Raw genomic sequence first — 17,598 nt, forward strand, 5'->3', positions numbered from 1 at the left:
TTAATCTTCGATTAATCCACGGCCAATCTTTTTAATGGTGTTGTTTTTCTTAAGATCGCCTAAAATTTTGTCTAAAATACCGTTAATAAATGAATTACTCTTCGGTGTACTGTAATCTTTTGATAACTCCAGGTATTCATTAATGGTTACTTTAACCGGAATAGATGGGAAATTTAACAATTCGCAGATCGCCATTTTCATCAAAATGGTATCCATTAGTGCAATACGTTCTGATTCCCAGTTTTTTGTTCTATCGGCAATCATTTCTTGGTATTTGGCATCGTTTTGTAAGGTATGTACAAATAAATCCTGTACAAATTTACTGTCTTCCACCCAATCCGCACTAATTTCTGTCAACTTGTTTTTAAAAGGATCTTCGAAAGTAAAGTTTTTGAGTGTTTTGGCCACCATTCCTTTCATTACTTCATGATCTACCTGCCAGTTGATAAATTTCTCTTCAAAAACCTGAATAATGGCCTGATTTTTTAAGATGATTTTTCTGAAAATGTATTTAATAATGTCTTTTGATGATTCTAAACTTTCGTTAGAATCTGCAAGATAATCAGCATATTCTTTTGATGCTTTTAAAGAATTGTAAACTGTTTTACGGATTTCTGGATCAAAACCCCAGTCTACTTTGTATTTTTTTACTGCAGAAACATATTCGGGATTCTGTTGTAGTAAAACGCTAAACTTATTGTGTAGCAATTTCATATTGGGATTGATATCCTCTGCAGTTTTGATAAACTTATTTGCGCGCTCTGCAGCGTCGTTAGCAGTAAATTCGGTAACTTCTACCATTAAAGATAACATCCAGATATACATTTCGTATACGCTATCGATGCTTTGCATTAAGGTTTTTAAATCACCTTTAATGTCTTTTTTGTCTGCCATGTGCCAAGCAAAAATATTTTGCAAAGCTTTGATTCTTAAGTGCCTTCTGTTTAACATGAATGTAAGAACGAGTGCGGTTTTTTAAAACCTGTTTTTAATAATTATTATTTAATATGACGATTTAATTTTTTTAACATCTGCAATCCTTTTTTCGGCAATCCGGTTTGCAGCAATATTTGTTGATATGTTTTCAGCTTTGCTCAATTTAATTACACTACGGGTAGCATCATAAATATTCTCTGTAAGCTGTACTGTGCGTTTTTTACCAAAACCAGTTAATTCTGAATAGCAGGAAATTAATCCACCTGCATTGATTAAATAATCTGGTGCGAATAAAATCCCTTTTTTCAAAAGTAGCTCGCTATCTAAAACCTCATCTTTTAACTGATTGTTTGCTGAACCTGCAATAATTGCAAATTTCATTTTTTCGATAGTTCTGTTGTTTACCGTTGCGCCCATTGCACATGGGGCATATACATCGGCATCAGTTGTGAAAATTTTATCCGCGTCGATCGGTTTTGCTTTATATTTCCGGGCTACGTATGTTAATTGTTCCTGGTTAATATCACTGATCAGAACTTCGGCATTTTCTTTTCTCAATAAGGCTACCAGGTGTTCACCAACGTTTCCGATACCTTGTACCACAATGGTTCTACCGGCTAGCATATCTGTACCAAAAACTTCTTTTACACTTGCTTTAATACCTAAATAAACACCTTGAGCAGTAAATGGAGCGGGATTACCAGCACCTCCTATAGATTCGGGCACACCGGTTACATAGTTGGTTTCCATACGGATATATTCCATATCGCGTGTATTGGTACCCATTTCTTCGGCTGTAATAAATTCGCCATTGAGGTTTTTGATAAACCTGCCATAGCTGCGCATTAAAGTTTCAGTTTTGTCTTTTCTGGAATCACCAATGATTACGCCTTTACCACCGCCAAGGTTTAAACCTGTAATGGCTGCTTTGTATGTCATGCCTCTTGATAAACGTAGCGCATCTTCTAATGCTTCGCCTTCTGTAGCGTAGCTCCACATCCGTGTTCCGCCTAAAGCCGGCCCTAATGTGGTATCATGAATGGCGATAATAGCTTTTAAACCTGTATCGGGATCATTGCAAAAAACCAATTTTTTATGCCCGTAAGCACTTAATTGATCTAAAATCGATGAATCTGACGAAGAATTTGCTGGCATATTGAACGTTCGGCTAACCTGCTGCAAAATTAAAATAAAAAACCATTATTACACGTATTTAACTAAACTATAACAAAATTAATTCGATGGAGGTGCTTTTTAAGCTAAGCCTGGCAGATTTGCGAAGCGTTTAAGGCTTAATTTACAAAAATGATTAGGTTGCGATTTTAGAGGATTAATTTACAACAAATGGTTCGTGTGGACACGAACCATGGCACGGAAGGATATTAACCATGGCGGGAAATGCTTGTGTTAAGTCCGCGTTAGGGATTGTAAGGGTTCAGTGCCGATTTTTCATCGGTACCGGAGCGCAGCGCAGCCCTGCAAAGCCCGCCCTATCCCCGATTTTTCATCGGGATGGGGAACGCCCAGATTAGTTTACAATTACCAGTTTACAGTTAGCAGTTTACAATTACTAGTTTATAGTTACTAGTTTATATTCATCAGTTTACGATTAATAATTAAGCCGTGAATAATAAATTGTTTAATTTTTAAAATGAAAACATCATATAGAAATACGAGCCTTGATGAAGTGTCATCATTTTTTAAAGCTTAGCCTCGAATAAACAAATATGCCTGATGAAATAACAAAATTAGCTAAGTTTGTGTAGCATGAAACATTTAAGCCGATTAAACAAATACTTCCTTAAATATAAATGGTGGATTATCCCTGGAAGTATTTTTGTGGTAATTTCTAACATTTTTGGCGTTGTACCTGCCCAGGTAATTGGTTATGCAGTTGATTTAATTACTGAAAACATCCAGATTTTTAACCTTTTCCATGGTTTTGACCGTCAGGAAATTATTTACGATATTTTTAGCAGCAACCTTTTATATTTTGGCTTGCTTGTTATTGCACTTTACCTGTTGCGAGGGCTTTTCCTGTTCTTTATGCGTCAAACGATAATCTTAATGTCGCGGCATATCGAATTCGACATGAAGAATGATATCTATCAACATTACCAGGAACTTAGTCTTGGTTTTTACCGCAGAAACAATACCGGAGATTTAATGAACCGGGCCACAGAAGATGTTAACCGTGTAAGAATGTACGTGGGTCCGGCGATTATGTACACCATAAACACCTTCGTTTTATCAGTATTGATTATCTGGTCGATGTTTGATGTAAACTCCAAGCTGGCCATTTACTGTTTATTGCCCCTTCCGTTTTTAGTGGTAATTATTTATTATGTAAATACATTGATATTTAAAAAGAGTGGAAAAATCCAGGAGCGTTTATCAGATCTGTCGAGTTTTGTGCAGGAACGTTTTTCGGGCATCAGAATTATTAAATCGTATGTACGCGAAGATTATACGCGGAATATGTTCGAAATCCAGAGCAACGATTACAAAAAAGATTCTATGAGTTTGGTTAAGGTTTCGGCACTTTTTTACCCAACCATGCTTTTATTAATTGGTTTGAGCACGATACTTACCATATATATAGGTGGCATACAGGTAATGAACGGCAGTATAACCGCTGGCAATATTGCCGAATTTATTATTTACATTAACCAGTTAACTTTTCCGGTAACGATGTTGGGATGGGTAACTTCGTTAATACAAAGAGCAGCAGCATCACAAAAAAGGATTAACGAATTTTTGGATATTCCATCTGATATCCAATCAAAAGAAACCGGTGAGCAGGTATTGGCGGGCAATATCAAGTTCGATCACGTTAGTTTTACTTATCCGGATACCGGAATTGAGGCTTTGAAAGATGTAAGTTTTGAAATCAATAGTGGTGAGTTTGTAGCCATAATTGGTAAAACAGGTTCAGGAAAATCGACATTAGCCAATTTAATTATGCGCATGTACGATGTTGAAAACGGTGTTATTGATATTGATGGAAGGAATATTAAAGCATTGAACCTTAAAGATTACCGTACACAGATTGGTTTTGTGCCACAGGAGGTTTTCTTGTTTTCTGATACGATTAAGAACAATATAGCTTTTGGTTTAGACCAGGTTACTGATGATGAAGTGCATAATGCTGCGAAAAATGCTTCGGTTTACACCAATATTATCGATTTTGAAGAAAAGTTCGAAACCATGCTCGGCGAAAGGGGAATAACACTTTCTGGCGGACAAAAACAGCGGGTTTCTATTGCCCGTGCATTGATTAAATCGCCTAAGATTTTAATATTTGATGATTGTCTTTCGGCTGTTGACACTAAAACGGAGGAAGAAATTTTACAAAATCTGGGCAAAATCATGGCCGGAAAAACGAGTATTTTAATTGCCCACCGAATTTCTACAATTAAAAATGCAGATAAGATTTTAGTGTTGGATAATGGCAAAATCATTGAACAAGGCACACACAATGAATTACTTAGTAAAAATGGAAGCTATACCGAGCTTTACAACAATCAACTTTTGGAGGAGGAAACGCGTACGATTTAAATTGTATTAAAATTGTATTTTGAACTTTAAATATTTGCTTTATATTTACCGAAACCAAAAACCACATCAATACCAACCATGGGAGAATTCGACAACAAGGAAAGAGAAGAAGTTTTTTCTAAGAAAGTAAGAGCGAGGTAAGAGAACTTATTTCTTCGACGTGAAGGCTACTAGATCGGGTGATTATTATTTAACAGTTACCGAGAGCAAGAAAAGATTAGAAGACGGTGTATTCGTAAAACATAAAATCTTTTTATATAAAGAAGATTTCGAGAAATTTGCAGAAGGATTAAACGAAACTGTTGATTACATCAAAACTCACCAGGATGTGGTTGAAAAACGTTACGAATATTCTGAAAACGGAGAACATAGCACTAAAGCAAGCGACGATTTTACTTTTTAAGTAGATAATTTCAAATAAAAAAAGCCTCCCAATTTAAAATCAGGAGGCTTTTTTGTCTGCCTTATATTTTATTTTACGCCTCCGCCAGCAACTACTGCCAATAGCAATAGAAAATAACTGGCTACCAGCACAATGGTAATTATACCCCAAAATTTAAACAGCGATTTCAAATTTGATATGGCATCATTTAAATTTTCCTGATCGCCAAATAGAATACCTTGTTTACCTTTTGCAGAAAAACGAAAAAGCAATAAGCTTGGGTAGAAAAAGAACAAAGCCAATAGCAGATAAAATATAGTTACGCCTGTAGCCCCTATACTAGCCAGTGGCCCTAATTGTTTGAGCATATTAGGATTAGCGTTTACGGCAGCACCTATACCAAATGAGCCTAATGTTAAAAATGCAGCGATCACAAAACCAACAACTGATAAAAATCTGGCCCACTTACTCATATCATAAAAGTAACTCCGCATTTCTTCTGTAACGATTAATTTTACTTCCTGCGGTACTTCTTGTTCAAAATCTTCCATTTATTTCTATCTATTTTGGGCTAAACTTAGATAAAATATAGATTTGATACAATAGCAAGGGTTTAAATAAAGGTTTTAAAAGCTTATCTTTGCGCGGAATTTGAAGCGGAAAGCGGAAAGCGGAAAGCGGAAAGCGGAAAGCGGAAAGCGGAAAGCGGAAAGCGGAAAGCGGAAAGACAAAAGCCGAAAGCGGAAAGACGAAAGCGGAAAGCGAGATGGGACTGATTGATAGATCAAGCTTAAGAATGAAACACCAGGCTATTGGCCGTAAGACTATGGACCAATAACCCTAAAAATAAGAACTAAAGACTATAATATAAATGGCATTACAATGTGGTATAGTTGGTTTACCAAACGTAGGGAAATCGACTCTTTTTAACTGTTTATCAAATGCAAAAGCGCAAGCTGCAAACTTTCCTTTTTGTACTATTGAGCCGAATGTTGGCGTAATTACTGTACCTGATGATCGATTGACAAAACTTGCAGAATTGGTTAAACCGAACAAGGTTCAACCAAATACTATTGAGATTGTAGACATTGCAGGATTGGTAAAAGGTGCATCGAAAGGTGAAGGGTTGGGAAATCAGTTTTTGGGAAATATCCGCGCTACAAATGCAATTATTCACGTTTTACGCTGCTTTGATGATGGAAATGTAATCCATGTTGATGGTTCTGTTGATCCAATCCGCGATAGGGAAATTATTGATACAGAATTACAGCTTAAAGATTTGGATACTGTTGATAAACGTATTCAAAAGGTAGAAAAAATGGCTAAAACGGGTGGCGATAAAGATGCTAAACGTACCTACGAAATTTTAACGGTAGTTAAAGCGCATTTAGAAGCCGGCAAATCCATCCGTACTGCTGCATTGGCACAAGATGATTTTGATTTTATCGAAGATTTAGGATTACTTACGCAAAAACCGGTGATGTATGTATGTAATGTTGATGAAGCATCAGTTATTAACGGCAATAAATATGTTGATTTGGTTAAAGCAAATGTTGCTGATGAAAAAGCTGAGGTTTTGGTGATCTCTGCTAAAATTGAATCAGAAATTGCCGAACTGGATAGTTATGAGGAGCGTCAGGAATTTTTAGCCGATTTAGGTTTAACTGAATCTGGCGTAAATAAATTGATCCGCGCAGCATACAAATTATTAAACCTTTACACTTACTTTACTGCGGGTGTACAAGAAGTTCGTGCCTGGACCATCACTAAAGGTTTCACAGCACCACAGGCTGCAGGTGTAATTCATACCGATTTCGAAAAAGGTTTTATCCGTGCAGAAGTGATCAAGTATAATGATTTTGTAACATTGGGTTCTGAAAATGCCTGTAAAGACGCTGGTAAACTAGGTGTAGAAGGAAAAACTTACGTTGTGGAAGATGGTGACATTATGCACTTTAGGTTTAATGTTTAAAGGAATATTCTGTTATATAAAAAAAGCCACTTGAAAGAGTGGCTTTTTTTATTTGAAGAGTTTTTTTTTGCCACGGAGACACAGAAAGGAACGGAGATATACTTCACTGTAACGCTGAATCGGAGCTGAAGCGCATAATAAACCACAGATGAACACGAATTAACACAGATAAGTGCTTTTCATTAAAGATCCTGAAATAAATTCAGGAAGACGTAAGACCGGAAAAGCACAAAAACGCAAACGGAAAGCTGAGAAATGAAGAAACATCTGCTAATAGCCTTCACATTGTAAAATGTTTACGTAAATCAGCTAAAGCTGCGGGAAAAACCTCAAAATTCAATCTATAGTCCATAAAGATCCAAATTAAATCTCTAGGCCATAAGCAGCTAATTGTGCTTTCGTATCTTCATAAGTGCTGTGGTGGATGCCTTTTAACCCTAAACCCTCCGCAACTTGCACAAAAAGCATTCTATCATCTATATATAAACTGGTTGCTACATCACTTTGTGAAATATCAATGGCTACCTTAAAAATATCAGCATCGGGTTTACGAAAATGTACAAAACTTGATGATACAAAGAAATCGACAAATTCGTTCAGTTTAAATGTGTTGATGCGGTATTGATTTAGCTCCCTTCCTTCGTTGCTGATTACGGCTACTTTTAAATTGTATTTCTTTTTTAAGTCGCAGATTAATTGAATCATTTCTGGATAAGGAAGTGATTTTCTAAACATAAACTCCTTAAAATCATCGTAACTAAAACTCCGTTCTTCAAAGAAAACAATTCGCTCAAGGTATTCATCGAGCGTTAATTTACCCACTTCATAGGTATCAAACGTAAGGTGATGACGCTCTTCAAGATCTACAGAATCGAGATTAAAAAGCACAGAAGCCTCGCCCCTGGCGTGCCTGTCCCAACCGTTTGTTAACAATACACCGCCTATATCGGTAAAAAGTGTGGTAATTTTCTTTTGCATGGTTTAAATTAAAGTAAAACGCCTTTCAAAATTAATACGGCAACACTAAAGTAAATCACAATTCCGGTTACATCCACCATTGTTGCTACAAAAGGTGCGGATGAGGTGGCTGGATCTAGTTTTAATTTTTTCAAAATGATGGGCATCATAGAGCCTATTAAACTGCCCCACAATACGATACCTACGAGTGTAAAAAATATGGTAACCGCAATTAGAAAAAAGTGTGGACCATAATTATAAAGATGCAATTCCTGCCAGGTTACAATTCGTATAAAACCAATTGTACCCAAAATAATGCCCAATAAGGCTCCTGAAACAAGCTCGCGACGCATTACACGCCACCATTCTGCTATGGTTACCTCGCCCAATGCCATGGCCTGAATTATTAAGGTTGAAGCCTGTGAGCCACTGTTGCCCCCACTACTCATAATTAGAGGAATAAAAAGTGATAGCACCACAGCTTTTTCAAGTTCTATTTCGAAATGTTGCATGGCGGTTGCAGTTAACATTTCACCGAGGAAAAGCACAATTAACCAGCCTGCACGCTTTTTAACAAGCTTTAAAATCGGGATATCGAGGTAAGGTTCATCCAATGCCTCTGTACCCCCTATTTTGTGCATATCTTCGGTATATTCTTCATTTGCAATCCAAAGAATATCATCAACGGTTACAATACCCAACAAAATGTTGCTTTCATCTACCACCGGTAAAGCAACACGGTTATTCATCCTGAATATATTAATGGCATCCTCCTGTGGATCATTTGCCTTTAATGCAATAAATCGTTTATCAGTTAATTCGCCGATAATGGCTTCAGGATCTGCCAATAAAACCTCACGGATCCTGATATCATCCAACAATACCCCTTCTTTATCAATCACATAAACTACATCGATGGTTTCAGAATTTTTTCCGTAACGCCTGATGTGTGCCAAAACCCTTGTTATAGACCATTCGGGTTTTACAGCAATGTAATCGGGGGTCATTAACCGGCCGATACTATCTTCTTTATATCCTAAAAGTGCGAGTGACTCTTTGCGTTCTTCAGGGGGTAAGAGGGTGATCATTTTTTTTACCACATCCCCTTTCAACTCACTAAAAAGTGCTGTACGATCATCTGGTGGCAAATCTTTAATGATCTGATTGAGTTTGTTGCCAGAAAGTTTTTTAATGATGCGCTCCTGAGTTGGAAAATCAAGAATACGAAAAACATTTACGGCCCTGTTTAGGGATAAGGTTTCGATAAATCTAGCTGCATGCTGTGGAAGCTCATCAATCAGTTCTTCAACATCCGAAATATTCAGTTGATCGAGATATTGCTTTAAAGCTTTATCATTTTCTTTTTCAAGCAGTTCCTGAATCTCTTCCACAACCAATTCTTCCATAAACAACTATTTAATTTATTACATGCCTAAACCTCAATTAACGGTTCGCAAAAGTGCATTTTTATTTCTTAAAAGCCAACTGTGCCCGCTTTAAAATTCGGCTAAAAAGCTTTTAAATTGGAAATAAAAGGCAATAACTGCTCCAATTTGTTGCGTTACTTTATGATTTAACCATTTTTTAATATAAAAGATACTTACACAGTTGACAGTTGATATAGAAATGAATTAACAGACTAAAAATAGCAGTGATTTTTTAATGAAATGATTTTGATTTTTCTATATTTGCAGCCTTGCTCCCGTAGTTCAATGGATAGAATTATGGTTTCCGGTACCATCGATATGAGTTCGAATCTCGTCGGGAGCACCTCACGAGACAAATCAGTTTTTAAGCGGTTTGTCTCGTTTTTTTACGTGTTCTACTGCTAATCGAAAATATTAACTCAACCACTTTGTTCAATCTAGATGTTCAATAATCTTTCTCATCTTATAGTTTTGGGGAAAATTGCAGCGATTATTTCACTTCTTAGTCTATTTCAGTCTCGAAATTGGCTTTTTGGACAACAAAGGTATTCGTTAAACTTTACATTTAGGTTGTTAATATTATCCTCCTTTTTATCGAATAAGGATAGCTATTTCCTTTGATTATATACCTTCTTTTCAAGTTGTTTCCCTCTCGGCATCATCTGCGGGAAAATAATTGAAACTAAGCTTAATTAGTATATTTATGCTAATCCGAGGATAATCATAATTTAAAACCTTTGATCATTTCTATATATATTCAACCTTTCAGTAAGTTGAATAATATTTTTTACGCCCAATTTCCTAAAAAGTCTGGATTTATAAATACTTACTGTTCCCATTCGAAGGTTAATTTTATGCGAAATATTTGGAACGCCTATTCCCTCGGCCAAAAGTTGGGCTACTTCAAGTTCTCGGGCAGAAAGTTGAGTAAAAGGATCATTAGTCTTATTTTCAATTGTAACATTTAATATATTCTCTTTTAATTTTTCACTTAAATATTGTTTTCCGGATAATACAGTTGTTATGGCTATCACTATATCCTGTTCACTTGCGTTTTTCTGAACATAACCCGATGCTCCTGATTTAAGATACTGGATGGCATATAAATTCTCATTCATAGATGAAATTACAATTATCTTCATATCCTTTTGACCATCTTTTATTTTATTGATTGCTTCTTGAATACAATCCCCAAGCATTTTGGCATTTATGATAACAATGAATGATTGTTGTTTATTATCAAAAAATTCATCTGGAAAAGTTGCAGTTTCAAAGATGCTGAAATCCGGCCAATATTGATTAATCAGACTTTTGAGGCCTCTCCTGATCATGCTGCTCTGGTCTGCTAATAAAAATGCTAAAGGTGTTTTAGTTAATTTAGTTTTCATCTTAATCTAAGACTTAATAGGTGAGTGTGCAATGATTAAATGAAAAGTTAAGGCTATCCACAGCCTTGAAGTATAATCTGTTAAAAACAAACTAAATTTCCATCTAAATGTCACATCGCTGTAGGGCAAATTTAATCAGTAACCATTTAGCGAATAGGGTACAAATCAATCAAAAAAAGGGGGTATATTTGATTATTGGATTCATTGGTATATCAAAAATTTAATTATCCAATAATGCTATCAAGCTTGCAGATCTAATTTTAATAGATTCCGCTTCTCTATCTCACTTTATTTTTAGAATCATGAAATAGGAAATAATATTCCTAACTTTTACTTTTTTACAAATCAACAACTCAATGGTTAATATGGTATCCACCTGCACAAACCGAGGTGATTGATAAATTTATAAACGGCTTCAATCCCGAAACCAAACTGGGCATAGCGGGCTAGACCAGCAGCATTAAGGATAATTTTCCGGGCTTGTAACTTGGTAAGATGAAGAGGTTCCATTAAACGAATTTAAATAATTTTTCCCCTCCTAATGAAGAATAACTTAAGCTGATTTACTACAAACACAATTTGATGGTATAACCAAAGCAAGGGAGTTGCGTTTATTCTACCTTGATAATCGGCAAACAAATGATGGCGATTGTACCGCGATCGTTTTCTCCCACGCGGATATTAAAACTCGCCTTAAAACCATTGTTTTGTTTGTTAATCATCTCTACCCTTTCCAAAATAGATTTAAGTCCGATTGATTTCTCTTTAATGCCTTTCGGAAGCAGCGGTTTGGTATTTTTTTGATAACCCACTCCATTATCTTCAACGCTGATGCAAATATGGTCTGCCTTAATATCTAACGCAACAGCTAAATGTGCATCAGTTTGTGGTGATTCGATTAAACCGTGTAAGATTGCGTTTTCTATTAATGGTTGTATCAGCATGGGCGGCAATAGAAATTCTTTAAGCTCCAAAGTATCGTCTACCTTAAAAGTATAACTAAAGGCGTTGTCGTAACGCATGGCCTCTAACTCGGTATAAAGTTTAATGGCTTTCCATTCCCGATCTGCAGTAACCATACTTTTGGTTGAGTTTTCCAGTATTAATCGACTTAAAGCCGCAAACTTTTGAATCAATCGTGAGGCCACTTTTTTATCGTTATCCATAATGTACGATTCTATAGAATTTAATACATTGAAGATAAAATGTGGGTTCATTTGAGATCTTATGGCTTTTAATTCGCTTTCAGACAATTGATTTTGATAGCTTAATTCACTATTGAGCTGAGCGGCTTGCTGCTGTTCCAAAGTATTTTTAAACCGAAGCTGCCTGATCCGGTATTTGTTGTATAGAAAGAGTAAAACAGAGCTTAATACCAATACAATTAATATTGCATAAAGCCAAAGTTGTTTAAGTTCGAGTTTATCCAGTTTCTGTTGTTGAGAGAGTTGTTTTACCTTAACAGATTGCAGTTTTCCGCTATTTATAGAAATCAGCAATAGTTTTTGCTTCTCTTCCTTTTGCAATTTTTCATTTTGTAGTTGTACCTGCTGCAAGCTCCTTAAACGCAAACTCGCATTAAGTTGCTCCGCATTTAAAGCCAGCTGCAACCGTTGCTGTTTCATCTGCTCATCAGCAAGTGATTGCTGTTGCTGATAAGTAGCTTCTTTTTTATCAAACTCGTACTGTATCCCGAGCCTGGCTATTTCATCTCTCTTTTTACTGTTATCAACGCTATCTTTAAACATTGCATAGTTTTTATAGTAAAAAAGCGCACTATCGGGTAATTTAAGTTTCTCGTATAATTTACTTAAACCTTCACTTGCATCTCGTTGTATCTCGGGGATTTTTAAGTCTTGCCCTATCTTCAATGCCCCCAATCCGTACAGTTTTGCCTGTGCCAGGTCGCCTTTTTTTTCGTACCCTGCGGCTGCATTCTGCATGTTATAACCCATGCTTTTGGTATTGCCCAACACCTTATTTAAGGCAATTGCTTTAAGACTGTAGTTTAAACTCAGATCATACTGCCCCATTTGACTGTAATAAGATGCCATATTTCCTGTTTCACGGGCAAAACTTACTTTATCACCTAATGAATCGGCTAATTTTGCAGATTTTGCAGCATAGAAAATTGCTTTTTGATAGTTTTTTTGGCGGTTATATACATTTCCTATATTACCGAGAGAGGGTATAATCCCCATATTGTTTTTCAATTTTTCATGTAAGGAAATTGCTTTCTCGAAATGTTCGATTGCCTTCGCATAATCTCCGATTTCGATATAAACCAACCCGATGTTACCATAAATAGCGGCCTCGTCGCGTTTTCTATCTTTATAACTGATAGGGTCGCTTTCAGGAATCTGTTCAAGAATTTTAGTAGCCTGTTGATAATAATTCAATGCCTGCGGAAAATTGGATTGGTAGATATAGATGGTAGCCAAGTTAGAAAGATCACCAGCTATTCCATAGGAATTTCCCATGGCCTTATCAATAAACAATGCCTTGTTTAAAGCATTTATCGCCTCAGGGAAACGGGCAAGAATATTCAGTATAGCACCTTTTACCCTATAGCTACTTGCTACAATACCTTTTCCCTTGATGTTATTCTCAATAGAAAGTGCCTGATCAATGTAAACTAAACTTTTTTGGGGATTGGAGCTGATGAAACTTACGGCAAGAAAAAATAAGTCTCTTGCTTTTTGATCATTATTGGAAGGATTAGCGCGTACGGCTTTTTCGAGGGAATCCACTTTAGTTTGCTGTGCATAAACCATTGTTCCACCTTTGCTAATCACAATCAGGATAAGCACAATGATCCATAAAAAGCGGAAAACAACTTTCATTTTTTTAATTATTAAACTGTTAACGAAGCAATTACCCAAATTAACAGAAAATTAATTGGATAGTTATCGCTATTCCCTAAATGAAACCAGGCATCCACTCATTGAAACAACAGTTTGGTGGATTGCATTATCCTTTTTAGGTCTTTTCTATTGATGTTTTCTACAGATTTATCTGATTTCTGCTACTTTTTTGGCTTCCCCCTTCACTCACCCTACCCACCTCTTCACTCATCTATCCCGCTCCTTCAATCATTATGAAAAAATAGCATCTCCAGCAGCGCTAAACTTGTATCAGCAAAAGGAAATAAAAAATACATCGACCTAAAAATACAAGTATGAAAAAATTAACCATCGCGATTGCCTGTTGCATTTTACTCGCCATCGCCTGCAAAAAAAACAATGATGAAACTCAGGAAGTAATTAAAGGCGACCTGAAAGAAACGATTGAAACTGTAAACGGAATTACCTATAAAATTTTCACAGAAAAGATGCCACTACTTTTAAAGGCATTTTGGTTATGGGCAGTGGTAATGATGAAAACAACCCTACCGAAGGCAGTTTGGATGGCGCCGCAGAAACAGCAATCTGTGAAAAAGCAGCTACAAACGGTTATGCCGCAGCCATTGTTAAATATCGTAAAACACCCGGCAACGCAAATGCTGATGCATGGAATACCAGCGCAAAAATGATTGGCGAAGATTACGATAAATGTATTATAGCCATAGCCGGCAAGTATAATATTGCCAAAACAAAAGCTGTGGTTGGTGGCTATTCATTCGCTTCGTACATGCTGTTCAGCGATATTTCTGTAAACAATACGCTTAGTTATTGTAAAGGCGTACTGGCTGCCTGTGGCGGAAGCGGTGCCTGGAATGCACAAAATTTTAAGATTCCAATTTTCGCCATCAATTGCAGCGGCAATAATGAAGGAGAATATTATGGGAAAAGCCTTTACGATCAGATCCCTGCTAATTCACCGATTAAAGCAAAAAGTGAAGGCATAACCGATAATGGTTGCAGCACACATTGTGGTGGCGACTGGACGGATAAAATGTACAATAAATTGACCGTTTGGTTGAATTAATATGAGCTGATCAATTCAGTGATACATTATAGCATTCATGCAACAATCAAATCACCCGTTATCAAAAACCAAATTTACCATATAGCCGCAGTCTTATTTAGATTTTTTAGTGACTGTAAAAAGAAAAGATCACAAAAGATGAAATAAAGCTGCTGTGGATATTAAGGAGTATTTTATTTCAGGTACTTCCTTGCCCAAAAATTAATAGTAAACCACGCTTAAAAAACCAATTAATCAATCCTAAAATTTACAAACCATGAAAACATTAAAACTTATGCTAAGTGTCTTGATGCTAATGGCGATTTTCACCGCCTGTAAAAAAGACAAGAATGATCCGAACGATCCGAATAACCCTGAAAATGCACAAAAGGTAAGCAAAACAGATCTTTTGCCTTATTACATCGTTGCAGAACGTAAAACCGGAGATCAGAAACTGGCCATTATGACTTTTACTCAGGATGGTGATGGTGTAAAAGGGAATCTCCACCGTCAGGGCTATTTAAGGAGTGCAACTGTTGATGTAATTAACAATACGCTTACTTTCGACGTAGACGGCACCGGAACTTTTGTTTACAGCTTTGTTCTGGAAAAAAATGCCTCAGGTCAGGTAACGCTGAAATCCTATCAATACACCGATAAAGGTAATGCAGCTCAAGGATTTGAATATGCTGTTTTGGCAAATACCTCGACTTCACAGAATTTCGAAAACGCTGATTTTAAATCCGGAAGCCTACTATTTAGGTTCACAGGTAATAAAACAATTGACTGGGATATTAAAGAGCGCCAGATTGGCACCAAATATTATCCACCTCCAATTAACCAAACTTTACCGATAACGGCTGTAGCTCCAGAGGTATCAATACCTTATTATTCATTAACAAACGGAAGTTTTAAGGCCAACAATGATTTTATTGGTGCCGTGGTTCCAAGTTGGAAAAATACAAACACCTCTACTCTGGTGATAGAACGCAATAACAGCATCTATCAGGCCAGTAAACAATAATTCATCAATCTTAAAAGACATAAAGAAATGAAAAACTTTAAAAACATCGTGAAAACGCTTATCGTATTGAGCGTTTTCTTAATCCTTGCATCGTGCAAAAAAGACAAGGAAGAAGCGGCAGGAACAGATTCGGTATCCGGCAAGTTCGAGTACCAAAATAACAGCAACAACATTAACTCCGGAGATTACAGGGCAGGAAATGGCGACGGTGCATGGCTGTATTTCCTCACACCAGAATTTAATGGCGTACAGATCCGTTTTAAAAGCCTCGGTAATTATGTAATTCCAACCGGCTCATTCACCTATAAAAATGGTGCACCATACAATAGTGCAACAAATTTTGCAGGGGGCTCGGTAACCATAAACAATGTAACTGATGAGGTTAATGGCGGCACGGTAGTGATTAGCAAAGATGGCGACAGCCACACCATAACCTTTAACCTTACCACCTCCAAAGGCCCTTTAAAAGGAAGCTACACAGGTATATTGAAAAAAATATAATTCAATAGATGATGAAAACCATAAAAAAATTAGCTCCGCTTTTGTTCCTGTTGTTGGCAACAGGAGCAATTATTTCCTGCAAAAAAAAGGATAATACTGAACCAACTGACAGTTGCGGCATACCAGAATTTCAATCCACAACCGTTGTTGATGTATCAAACCCATGCGGCCTTGCCGTATCAAAAAGTGGTAAAGTTGCTGTAACAGAGTATAAGCAACCTTACGGCGCTATAGGAACTACAAAAATCTGGAACAGTTACAGTGATTTACTTGCAAAAAAAGCACCTGTACAAACGCTTCAAAGTGTGGGTGCTGAAGCCATAGCTTTCGACAATGAAGAAAACCTGTACATTACTGAAACCGAACAAAACGCCCGGATTGTAATTTATAGAATGAAAACGGTTAATGGGATAAGCAGCTATCAATATTGGAGGATCATCCAGGAAGGATTTATAAACCCACGGGGAATTGCTTTCGACAGTAAAAACCGCCTGTACCTTGCTGATGATGGTAAAGATAGGTTGCTCCGTTTTGATGATCCTTTAAACAACAGTAATTTAAGTGTGGTGGCGGCTGTATTTGGGAGTCCAAAAGGATTGGCTATCGCTAACGATACCTTGTACATAACAGGTTACAGCACCGATCGCCTTTACAAATATAGCTTAACAGCAACTGGTGGCCTTGGCAAGGGGGTAATTGTAAGTTTACCAAAACTGGTTGATGTTGCTGCTTACGGAAACATTGTTGCGGTTGCCTCGCCCGGTAATAAGCGGATTACTTTGTTAAATAGCAACCAGATCCAAACTACTGAAAGCAATTATACCGGCTGTACTAAAACACTAACAGGCACTGGCGATATTTACGGATTAGCCTTTGTGAAAACGCCAACAGGCTATGGAATTCTTGCTTCGCACTATAACCAGAACAAAATAATATTCTACCAACCCTAACCCTACATCAATATGAAAAAGATTTTAACCATTATACTATGTGCTGTTGCCATAAACATGAGCGCACAAACAAAAAAAACACCTGCAAAAAAACCCGCAACAAAAACGGTTACTAAACCTCCTTTAAAACCAGCCCCGGTAACCAAACCAAGTACCAAAGCGAGCAGTTACAGTACTGCTGAAAATTACAATACCGCAATTGGTATAAAGTTTTTATACGGCATATCGCTTACTGCAAAACATTTTTTAAAAGAAAAACATGCTTTAGAAGGCATCTTTACCTACAGGGGTTTTAATGGCCTTGGCACCCAAATTGGTTTGAGCGTAGCTTACGAATACCATTTGCCTATTAACGGCGTGCAAAACTTAAAATGGTATGTTGGTGGCGGCGGCCATTTCGAATATTTTTCTTTTGATAACGATCTGGTTGATCCTACCACCACGATCGGAGCCTTAGGTGTTTTAGGACTCGAATACAAATTTAAAGGCCTCCCTATAGCCATAAGTGCCGATTGGCAACCTGTATTTACTTTTAACAGTGGTGGTGGTTTTAGTGCAGAAAATGGTGGTATCGGGGTGAAATACACTTTTTAATAT

15 protein-coding genes, 1 tRNA gene and 1 pseudogene are annotated in these 17,598 nt (G+C 36.8%); 9 read left to right on the forward strand and 8 right to left on the reverse strand.

The annotated features are described in order from the left end of the window. Entirely contained in the window at positions 1–951 is a 951-nt protein-coding gene (gene nusB, locus AC0IWE_RS05810; RefSeq protein ID WP_055906033.1) for a transcription antitermination factor NusB, read from the reverse strand. Positions 952–1,002: 51 nt separating this feature from the next. After that, positions 1,003–2,091 (reverse strand): Glu/Leu/Phe/Val family dehydrogenase, encoded by a 1,089-nt coding sequence (locus tag AC0IWE_RS05815; RefSeq protein WP_055906037.1) that lies wholly within the window; start codon positions 2,089–2,091, stop codon positions 1,003–1,005. A gap of 612 nt (positions 2,092–2,703) precedes the next feature. On the opposite strand from AC0IWE_RS05815, the gene AC0IWE_RS05820 reads away from it, so the two are divergent. Next, the gene (locus tag AC0IWE_RS05820; RefSeq protein ID WP_471792306.1) at positions 2,704–4,494 is read left to right on the forward strand and encodes an ABC transporter ATP-binding protein; all 1,791 of its coding nucleotides are present in this window, start codon (positions 2,704–2,706) and stop codon (positions 4,492–4,494) included. A 78-nt stretch (positions 4,495–4,572) separates the two neighbouring features. Further along, a pseudogene (locus tag AC0IWE_RS05825) lies at positions 4,573–4,897 on the forward strand (DUF3276 family protein). Positions 4,898–4,965: 68 nt separating this feature from the next. Here AC0IWE_RS05825 and AC0IWE_RS05830 read toward each other — a convergent pair. Beyond that, positions 4,966–5,427 (reverse strand): hypothetical protein, encoded by a 462-nt coding sequence (locus tag AC0IWE_RS05830; protein ID WP_471792307.1) that lies wholly within the window; start codon positions 5,425–5,427, stop codon positions 4,966–4,968. Positions 5,428–5,747: 320 nt separating this feature from the next. Between AC0IWE_RS05830 and ychF the strand changes: the two genes are divergently transcribed. Then, entirely contained in the window at positions 5,748–6,848 is a 1,101-nt protein-coding gene (ychF, locus tag AC0IWE_RS05835) for a redox-regulated ATPase YchF (RefSeq protein WP_471792308.1), read from the forward strand. 363 nt (positions 6,849–7,211) lie between these two features. Here ychF and AC0IWE_RS05840 read toward each other — a convergent pair whose 3' ends face one another. Then, on the reverse strand, positions 7,212–7,826 hold the full coding sequence (locus AC0IWE_RS05840; RefSeq protein ID WP_471792309.1) for an HAD hydrolase-like protein: 615 nt from the start codon (positions 7,824–7,826) through the stop codon (positions 7,212–7,214). 8 nt (positions 7,827–7,834) lie between these two features. After that, positions 7,835–9,211: a magnesium transporter gene (gene mgtE / locus AC0IWE_RS05845; RefSeq protein WP_055906054.1), complete on the reverse strand. Its 1,377-nt coding sequence runs from the start codon at positions 9,209–9,211 to the stop codon at positions 7,835–7,837. Positions 9,212–9,503: 292 nt separating this feature from the next. Between mgtE and AC0IWE_RS05850 the strand changes: the two genes are divergently transcribed. Next, positions 9,504–9,575, forward strand: a tRNA-Arg gene (locus tag AC0IWE_RS05850). Between the two features lie 385 nt (positions 9,576–9,960). Here the strand turns inward: AC0IWE_RS05850 and AC0IWE_RS05855 are convergent. The 3 genes from AC0IWE_RS05855 to AC0IWE_RS05865 all read right to left on the reverse strand — a co-directional run bounded on the left by AC0IWE_RS05855 (position 9,961) and on the right by AC0IWE_RS05865 (position 13,463). Next, complete coding sequence (locus AC0IWE_RS05855) at positions 9,961–10,620, reverse strand: LuxR C-terminal-related transcriptional regulator (protein ID WP_471792310.1); 660 nt, start codon at positions 10,618–10,620, stop codon at positions 9,961–9,963. 360 nt (positions 10,621–10,980) lie between these two features. Beyond that, on the reverse strand, positions 10,981–11,130 hold the full coding sequence (locus AC0IWE_RS05860; RefSeq protein ID WP_471792311.1) for a hypothetical protein: 150 nt from the start codon (positions 11,128–11,130) through the stop codon (positions 10,981–10,983). A gap of 101 nt (positions 11,131–11,231) precedes the next feature. After that, complete coding sequence (locus AC0IWE_RS05865) at positions 11,232–13,463, reverse strand: tetratricopeptide repeat-containing sensor histidine kinase (RefSeq protein ID WP_471792312.1); 2,232 nt, start codon at positions 13,461–13,463, stop codon at positions 11,232–11,234. Positions 13,464–13,980: 517 nt separating this feature from the next. Between AC0IWE_RS05865 and AC0IWE_RS05870 the strand changes: the two genes are divergently transcribed. The 5 genes from AC0IWE_RS05870 to AC0IWE_RS05890 all read left to right on the forward strand — a co-directional run bounded on the left by AC0IWE_RS05870 (position 13,981) and on the right by AC0IWE_RS05890 (position 17,595). Continuing rightward, a complete protein-coding gene (locus AC0IWE_RS05870; protein WP_471792313.1) occupies positions 13,981–14,547 on the forward strand; it encodes a hypothetical protein in 567 nt (188 codons plus the stop codon). A 256-nt stretch (positions 14,548–14,803) separates the two neighbouring features. After that, the gene (locus AC0IWE_RS05875) at positions 14,804–15,550 is read left to right on the forward strand and encodes a hypothetical protein (RefSeq protein ID WP_471792314.1); all 747 of its coding nucleotides are present in this window, start codon (positions 14,804–14,806) and stop codon (positions 15,548–15,550) included. A gap of 27 nt (positions 15,551–15,577) precedes the next feature. Continuing rightward, positions 15,578–16,051 (forward strand): hypothetical protein, encoded by a 474-nt coding sequence (locus AC0IWE_RS05880; protein ID WP_471792315.1) that lies wholly within the window; start codon positions 15,578–15,580, stop codon positions 16,049–16,051. Between the two features lie 8 nt (positions 16,052–16,059). After that, a complete protein-coding gene (locus AC0IWE_RS05885; protein WP_471792316.1) occupies positions 16,060–17,001 on the forward strand; it encodes an NHL repeat-containing protein in 942 nt (313 codons plus the stop codon). Positions 17,002–17,013: 12 nt separating this feature from the next. Further along, on the forward strand, positions 17,014–17,595 hold the full coding sequence (locus AC0IWE_RS05890) for a hypothetical protein (RefSeq protein WP_157255363.1): 582 nt from the start codon (positions 17,014–17,016) through the stop codon (positions 17,593–17,595). Positions 17,596–17,598 lie beyond the last annotated feature (3 nt).

This window comes from Pedobacter sp. AC402 (assembly GCF_979252805.1).